Genomic DNA, 248 nt, shown 5'->3' with positions numbered 1-248 from the left:
GAGCAAGGCAAGCAATCCAGGACACGTTGGACACGCTCTACGCCGTCCCAGTGCTTCCCATGCAGTGCCCTTTCTACTGGGTGATAGCTTCGATTGAATGCTGTTGCTTTGAGATGTAAATCTATAGTCGCTAGGGGTAAACCTGTGCGTTCGCATTGGTCTACCAGCTCGGAATACAACACTTCATAGACGGTCTCTTCGTATTTTTCACCCCTAAGCACATCTATTCCAAGTGTCATGTTATTAAT

General features: G+C 47.2%; 1 protein-coding gene. It reads right to left on the bottom strand.

All coding sequences use genetic code 11. From position 1 onward, the window contains the following. Positions 1-248: hypothetical protein (locus tag O4G76_RS21270; protein ID WP_269399079.1), on the bottom strand; the 248-nt coding region annotated here is incomplete at both ends.

The organism is Limimaricola sp. G21655-S1 (assembly GCF_027213785.1).
GTDB lineage: Bacteria > Pseudomonadota > Alphaproteobacteria > Rhodobacterales > Rhodobacteraceae > Limimaricola.
The sequence above is the reverse complement of the archived record's forward strand: the minus strand, read 5'-3'. Positions and strand labels throughout refer to the sequence as shown.